Annotated in this window: 7 protein-coding genes; all 7 read right to left on the reverse strand. The window is 45.2% G+C overall.

From position 1 onward, the window contains the following. Positions 1-8 precede the first annotated feature (8 nt). Complete coding sequence (locus tag Q0081_RS23875; protein ID WP_298359702.1) at positions 9-509, reverse strand: (2Fe-2S)-binding protein; 501 nt, start codon at positions 507-509, stop codon at positions 9-11. A gap of 100 nt (positions 510-609) precedes the next feature. Continuing rightward, on the reverse strand, positions 610-1479 hold the full coding sequence (locus Q0081_RS23880; RefSeq protein ID WP_298359705.1) for a xanthine dehydrogenase family protein subunit M: 870 nt from the start codon (positions 1477-1479) through the stop codon (positions 610-612). Between the two features lie 39 nt (positions 1480-1518). After that, the gene (locus Q0081_RS23885; protein WP_298359708.1) at positions 1519-2016 is read right to left on the reverse strand and encodes a hypothetical protein; all 498 of its coding nucleotides are present in this window, start codon (positions 2014-2016) and stop codon (positions 1519-1521) included. 231 nt (positions 2017-2247) lie between these two features. Then, positions 2248-3264 (reverse strand): sensor histidine kinase, encoded by a 1017-nt coding sequence (locus Q0081_RS23890; protein ID WP_298359711.1) that lies wholly within the window; start codon positions 3262-3264, stop codon positions 2248-2250. A gap of 16 nt (positions 3265-3280) precedes the next feature. After that, complete coding sequence (locus tag Q0081_RS23895) at positions 3281-4171, reverse strand: SDR family oxidoreductase (RefSeq protein WP_298359714.1); 891 nt, start codon at positions 4169-4171, stop codon at positions 3281-3283. Positions 4172-4272: 101 nt separating this feature from the next. Beyond that, a complete protein-coding gene (locus Q0081_RS23900; RefSeq protein WP_298359717.1) occupies positions 4273-6666 on the reverse strand; it encodes a TonB-dependent receptor in 2394 nt (797 codons plus the stop codon). 144 nt (positions 6667-6810) lie between these two features. Next, a complete protein-coding gene (locus Q0081_RS23905) occupies positions 6811-7035 on the reverse strand; it encodes a hypothetical protein (RefSeq protein ID WP_298359720.1) in 225 nt (74 codons plus the stop codon). Positions 7036-7208: the final 173 nt, after the last annotated feature.

Consider the following 7208-nt stretch of genomic DNA (forward strand, 5'->3'; position numbering starts at 1 on the left):
TTTAAGGGTTACACAAATTCAGGTTCGGTCGATGGCAGCTCTTCTCCCCGTATTTTGGCTCCGGCGTATTGGATGGCTTTCACGATGTTGTTGTAACCCGTACAGCGGCATAAATTTCCTGAAATCCCCCAACGAATTTCATCTTCGGTTGGATTCGGATTGTTTTGGAGCAATTCAGAAGCCCTCATCATCATGCCCGGCGTGCAGAAGCCGCAGTGCAGTCCGTGATTTTCTTTAAAACCTTCCTGCAAAGGATGCAGACTGCCCTCAGGTGCCAGTCCTTCAACGGTTTGGATTTCTTTGCCGTTGGCCTGAACCGCCAAAACGGTGCAGGATTTGACAGATTTTCCATTTAATAAAATGGTACAGGCGCCGCAACTTGAGGTATCACAACCGATGTGTGTACCCGTCAGATTGAGCACTTCACGTATAAAATGCACCAATAACAAGCGGTTTTCCACCTGTAATGTATGTGCTGTACCATTGACAGTTATTGTAATTTCTTTCATAAGCCCCTGAATCCCCGAGGGGGACTTTGTTTAAAGTGATAGTTAATTGTATGTTTTATGCAAGGAAAATAAGCCTTCGTCGGTACGTGATTTGGGCTTTTTAGATTAAAATCCGCTCTGAAGCTTTCTTAATCATCCGTTTTACGAGTACGGCGACCATATCTCGTTTGTATTCTTCGCTGCCCCTTAAATCGGAGGAAGGACTGCAATCTTCGGAAGCGTATTTAGCAGCTTCGGCGATGGTTTCGGTCGTAAGGGTTTTGCCGATTAAGGCAGCTTCCGAACGGGCTGCACGTAAGGGAACGGGATTTACGTTGGTGAGGCCGATTCCGGCGGCAGTACAAACGCCGTTAGCGTCGAGGGTTAGTTGAACGGCTACCCCTGCGGTAGCATAATCGCCTACTTTGCGTTCCAACTTGTGGTACGCACTGCTTGTACCGGCCGGTGGTACCGGAATTTGGATTTCGGTCAAAATTTCTCCGTGTTGCAGGGCAGTCATGTAAAAGCCGTAGAAAAATTCATCAATGGGAATCGCTCTTTCGCCGTCGGGTCCGGTAGCAATAACGGTGGCCCCCAGAGCAATCATTACGGCAGGATGGTCATTGGCGGCATCGCCGTGGGCTAAATTTCCACCCAGGGTTCCCATGTTGCGAACCTGAGGGTCGGCAATGAGGTGAGTTACATCCTCAAAAATGGGAAAGTGCTTTTTCAATAAATCAGAATGTTCGGCCTCGACTTCCCGAACTAATGCTCCAATTTTGACTGTGCCATTTTCTTCGCTGATGTGCGATAGTCCGGCAATACCGTTGATGTCAATAAGTCGTTCGGGTGAAGCGAAACGCAGTTTCATCATCGGAATCAGGCTATGCCCGCCTGACAGTATTTTGGCCTCGTCTCCGTACTTTTGGAGCAGCCCGATGGCCTCTTCCAAAGTAGTGGGGGCATCATACTCAAAAGGTGCTGGAATCATAAAAAAACTGAATTTAAGAGTTTAGGAATAAATAAAGACTTATGAAACCTTGATATGATTCCGGGCCTTACTAAGGATACGGAATATAAATTGATTGATAATTCTGAAACCGCTTCCATTGTAAAAAGCGGCCACAAACAACAGCATAGCACCTGCGTAATAAAACCCAAACGCAAAAGGAACTAATACGCCTATTGCTACAAACAGTAAACCTATTAAAGCGGCCATCAATGCTTTGATTGTACCGGTGCCTCGATAGTTTCGATAAATGCCATAAAGAACCGCTCCCCCCAAGACGAATGCAGCCCATGCTCCCCAATCGGTATGGTGAGAGACCAACGGCGATATACCGCACATGGCTAAACTGCTGCTATAGGCTACCAGACAGAAAGGGCACTTGGGCAATAAAATGAGCAAAAAGCTAAGAGAAGAAGGCAGAGAGGTGTTAAACGATACTCTTTTAGGAGCAGGTGAGGTAGTTTGGCAAGCCGATTGGCACTTTCCGGTCTGTGAAGAAACACGAGATAGCGAGCGCATAGGCTTATCGTTTTAAGTAAATGCCAGGTTAAAGTTGAAACAAAACTAAAAATCTGTTTTCAAATTAAAAAGCATACTTTAATAATATTTTTAGAAGAATTTGGACTGAATGGCTTAATAATACTATACGTTATGTTTATTGTTCTATACGTAGAAACAGGTTTTTGGGCTCTGTCGTACGTATTTTGTCCTGAATGAGCACCGAAATTTTATGTGAGGGGTGTTTGATACTTACAGCAAAGGAAGGCGTACGCTGAATCGGGTTCCGTTGTTGGCTACTTCGACCTGAAGGTTGGAGAGAAGGCGGTAGCGATTAATGATATTTTGCAGACCCAATTGGGTGGATTTTTCAAAAGTCTTCTTTTCCTGTACATTATTTTCAACGGTCAGAAAATCGCCTTCCTGCAAAATTTTGATTTTAAGGGGATTTTCGCGGGAAATAACGTTGTGCTTGATGGCATTCTCAATCAGCATTTGCAGGCTTAACGGTGCTATGTGCTGATGGTACGTTTGGGCAGGAATGTCTTTTTCAATCTGTAAATTTTCTCGAAAACGAATTTTGTTCAGGTACACGTAGGCGTCTAAAAACTGCATTTCTTCCTCCAGCGTTACCGTATTTTTTTCTCGACTTACCAACACATACCGATACACATCCGACAGCCGATCTAAATACATTTGGGCAGGAATATTTTCCTCCTCAATGAGCGAGGCCAGCGTGTTGAGGCTATTGAACAGAAAATGAGGGTCTAATTGATTTTTTAGGGTTTCGAGTTGCGATTGTACGTTTTCGCGGGCCAACGCCTCGGTTTTTTGCACATGGCGCTTCCACGACTGAAAGAAATAGACGTTTTCGTAAATCAGGGTCACAATCAGCGTAGGAATCAGACTGATACGAAAACCCATGAAAAGGGGCGGTTGGTCATTGAATTGCAACATGTATTTGCAAAAGCCATAATCGACAAGAATCGTAACGAGCAGCGTGTAGACAAGACTGGTCAAGGTTTGATAAATGAGTCGTCTGGCAGTTTGATTGTACTTGGGGAAAATCTGACGGGAGCGGTTGAAAATGAAGCGATTGCCTTCCCAAAGAAACAGGGTATTCAGAAAACAGGTAGTCATCCAATGCGCGATTTCTTTTCCGTTTTCCAAAAAAAACACATCGCTGTGAGTAACCAAAGGGATAAGCAGGCTGAGCAGCGGAATGCCAATCAACCTTGCTTTTGTGTCATGCAGAACTACCTGTTCCATAAATGCTTGATTTTCCTCAAAGGTACAAACTTTTTTCGTCCTTGAATTGAAGCGTAAATTCTTCCAACGAGGTGCGGGGCTTTCCTAAATCCTCCCACGTTTTTTTTGCGAGAAATACCTCATTCGTTTTTTCATAAAAGCCAAACAACTCAGCTAAATGTGCCATTTTAGGCGAAAAAACACCTACTGTTCGAACCAGCCAAAGGGGCATTACCTGCATTTTCAGCCGAGGATTGAAGCTTACCTTCAGTCTGTCAATGATTTGCTTATAATTCATTTTTTCATTTCCCTGAACGGCATAATGGGTATCGAATGCTTCGGGATTATTAAGGGACTCAATGACCTGAACGGCGTAATCGACGGAGTTCATCCAGTAAAAATCCACCGGTTTGCCTATCCATTGAAAAGTATCTTTTTTGATACCCCAAAAAATACTGTCCAAAAACCAGGTAGGGTGAAAAATGGTGAACGGGATACCTGATTGCTCAATAAATGCGTGACCTTGTCGTCGGATTTGATTTTGTAATATATCCCGGTCGTGCTCAACAAAAGGATACGCCCCCAACGCACTGATTTTCAGGATTTGCTGAATGTCAGTCAATTGACAGGCTTCCACGATATTTTTAATCCCTTCCCTTTCGGTATAAAAAGACTGATTGGGAGAGACGTCATCTGAATTGAGATTAATGTACACGTAATCAACGCCTTTAAAAGCATGAATAAGGCTTGTTGGATCGGTAACGTCTCCCGGTACCAACTCTATGGAAGCGGGCAATAACTTCTTTGCCTTTTCCAAATCTCTTACCAAGGCTCGGACCTGATAGCCGTGCCAAAGCAGTTGTTGAATGACTGGTTGCGCCAAGCGGCCCGTGGCCCCGACGACTGCGATTGTTTTTGATGTTTTCATGTTTGTTTTATTTTAGAACACAGATAAAACGGATTCAACAGATAACTGCGGATGGTTTGTTATTTAGCTTTCAATCTGTACTATCTATGTTCTATTGAAAATTAAAAGGTTAAACGATAGAAAGGAACGGGCAGGAAGCCTTGTTGATAGGCGGTGCCGATTTTTTTAGTACGCGGATTGTAGGCTTGCTGGAAAATGTTCTGACTGTTGGTAAAATTCTGTAAATCAAGGGCCAACTCGTGTGTCATCCGTCGGCGGTTGAGTTTGTAGCCGATTTTGAGGTCGGTGCGGAAGTAGCCGTTTTGTTGCTGTAAATAGGCGCGGGTATCGTCATAAACAGTGGCGCGGGTGTCGGCGGAGGCACTCAGGTTAATGGGGCGGATGTATCGGCCGCCTGCGGAAGTCAGTTTCCAGTTAATACTCAGCACATTGTTGCGGCGACCGATGAGGATGTCTTTTCCTGCCAATACGTTAGCTACATAATGACCGTTGAAAGGTGTGTTGCGCTCTACCCCGTCGCTCCCTTTGTATTTGGAATCAAACAAAGACCCAGTAACCAGAAAATAATAGTTGTTGGAGAAGTATTTTTCGAGGGTCATTTCTATGCCGTAGTTGCGACCTGTGCCTTTGTTGACCAGATTCCCTTTGTCAACGGGTGCAAAGTCGACTCCTTCTACCAGTACCGAATAATAGCTTGACGTTTTTTCAACGGGTACGTCAAACAGCGATTGGTAGTACGTTTCTATTTTCAAACGAAGGTTTTCAGTTAGGTTGCGCTCATAGCCCAATACAATGTGGTGACTGCGCGTAAAGCCCAGGTCTTTGTTGGTGAGCGAGTAGCTACCGTTGGGGTTTTGGGTCTGATAAAAGTAGAGGAGTAGTGGCTGTAAATTGCTATGAAGTCCGTAGGCGAGGTTTAGTGTGCTGCGGTCATTGAGGGCATAACTCAAACCAAGGCGTGGCTCGACGGCATTGCTGTTGTTCAATTCATAGTGCAGGGCAGTCAAACCCGCGTTTAAGGTCATATTTTGACTGAAACGGTGCTTCCACTGCACATATCCCTGCGAAAGCATCGTTTCGCCGTCGGTATTTCGTTGAGAGATGATACTCGGATACAGGGTCGTATTGCTCAGTTCAAAGCGACTTAAATCAATGATGATGCTACCCGAAATTTTGTTTTTAGCGTTGATCTTGTGATTGATAGTGGCGTTGAGCGACAGCTTTTTGTTGGTAAAAAGTGCCTGTTGCTGAGGAATTTCGCTCAAAATCGTTTTGGATTCAGTTTTATACAGCACCGTATCGCCTTTGAAATTTTGGTACGTCCGCGAGCCCGACAAGGTAATCTTTCCGTAGGTTTTGTCCGAGAAACGATGTTCGTACGATAAGGCGGCGACCCCCGTTTCAAAGTTGACGCGGGTATTGCTGTTTTCATCCCCGTAGGCATCGCCTTTTTCAGTATCTACGTCTTTTCCCAAAAAGGTAATGTTGCTTTTTCCTCCGATGGTCCAGAAAGAAAGATTTCCTTTTTTACCGACGGGGATGTCGGTTTTGAAGGTAAAGTCTTGGTAGTAAGGGGTTCCTGCAATTTGGAAGCCAAGATTGGACATAATTCCGAACAGCGAATAACGGTAGTTGACCAAATAAGAAGCTTTTGATTTTTTGCTGTAAGGCCCTTCAGCTCCGACTTCTACGCCGTTGAAACCTACTTGGGTCAAAAACTCGTGCTTTTCGTCATTGCCTTTGCGCAGACGCAGGTCAAAAACGGAGCCCAACGCGTTGGCGTATTCGGCAGGAAAGGCACCCGACATAAAATCCGACTTGGCCAATAAGTTGGTGTTGAGCATCGAAACCGGGCCGCCTGACGTACCCAACGAACTGAAATGGTTGGGGTTGGGAATGTTGACCCCGTCGAGCCGCCACAGAAGCGAAGCGGGCGAATTGCCGCGAACAACAATGTCATTGCGGGCATCGTTGGCTCCACTGACACCCGCAAAGTTGGCTGCCATGCGCGACGGGTCACCGAGGCTGCCAGCGTATTTGAGAGTTTCGGCCGGGCTGAAAGGCCGGGCGCTCGTGGTGGCCATTTCGTTGTTGGTCACCTTGTTGTCTTCCGTACGTTTGTACTTGACCGTTACTTCGTTGAGTTTCGTAAAACTCTCGGTCATGGGAAAATCCAAGACGACTTCTTTCCCCGCATTGACAATGATGTCTTTGGCAAAAATGTCTTCGTAACCCAAGTACGTAATTTTGAGGGCAGTGCGGCCAACGCCCACTTTTACCAAACGGAAATTTCCTTCGGCGTCGGTGGTAGTACCGTTGAGTGGGTTACTTCCCACAACAACGACGGTAGCACCGACAACCGGGGCTTTGGAGGCCGCATCTGTGATCTTACCGCGTACTGTTTGAGTGGCAGACTGAGCGATTACCTCATGAGTTGAAAAGAGGGCTATTAACAGGCCAAAAATTAGGGAGAGAGAATAAAAAGATGTTTTCATGACTTGTTTGTGTTTGTTTTCGATTCAAAACTGGCACAAACAAGTCGCTTGAAAAATAAAAAGGGGGGCGAAACGTCAGGGAGTGGGGCGAAGTAAAAATGGACGGGGGTGAAGCGTAGCGGAAATAAGTGAGGTGACGCTATGCTATCGATTCATGGATTGTACAGCACTCAACAGCGGTAGCCCTCTTTTCATGGCTTTGTGCAGAGGGGCGGGGTCATAATAAGCACTGTAGCGGTCGATGAGATTCGCTTTGTTAAAATGGCAACAGATATTTATTTTAATAGAGGAGGTGTTGCCGTTGATAAATCTAAAATTTCCCGTAAAAAAAGAAAGTACGTAAACACCCGGCAATCCGGAAAGAGGCAACGTTTTGGTGGATTGAACAGGTACGTGCGTAAAATCGCTGAACGTCGCTGACTGAGAGTATGTCTAAAAATTTTTTTTCAATTTCTTGCCAAAATCATATCAATAAAGGCAATTTGAATAAAAGCAGCCGAAGATTCTACGGTTTTTTCGTAATCTTTACTCAAACGCCTAAA

Source organism: Runella sp. (assembly GCF_027484545.1).
Lineage (GTDB): Bacteria > Bacteroidota > Bacteroidia > Cytophagales > Spirosomataceae > Runella.

Bases quoted from the DNA above. Each gene is read 5' to 3' on its own strand.
- Q0081_RS23900 (WP_298359717.1), bottom strand. From the start codon at position 6,666: ATGAAAACATCTTTTTATTCTCTCTCCCTAATTTTTGGCCTGTTAATA.
- Q0081_RS23895 (WP_298359714.1), bottom strand. From the start codon at position 4,171: ATGAAAACATCAAAAACAATCGCAGTCGTCGGGGCCACGGGCCGCTTG.
- Q0081_RS23875 (WP_298359702.1), bottom strand. From the start codon at position 509: ATGAAAGAAATTACAATAACTGTCAATGGTACAGCACATACATTACAG.
- Q0081_RS23885 (WP_298359708.1), bottom strand. From the start codon at position 2,016: ATGCGCTCGCTATCTCGTGTTTCTTCACAGACCGGAAAGTGCCAATCG.
- Q0081_RS23880 (WP_298359705.1), bottom strand. From the start codon at position 1,479: ATGATTCCAGCACCTTTTGAGTATGATGCCCCCACTACTTTGGAAGAG.
- Q0081_RS23890 (WP_298359711.1), bottom strand. From the start codon at position 3,264: ATGGAACAGGTAGTTCTGCATGACACAAAAGCAAGGTTGATTGGCATT.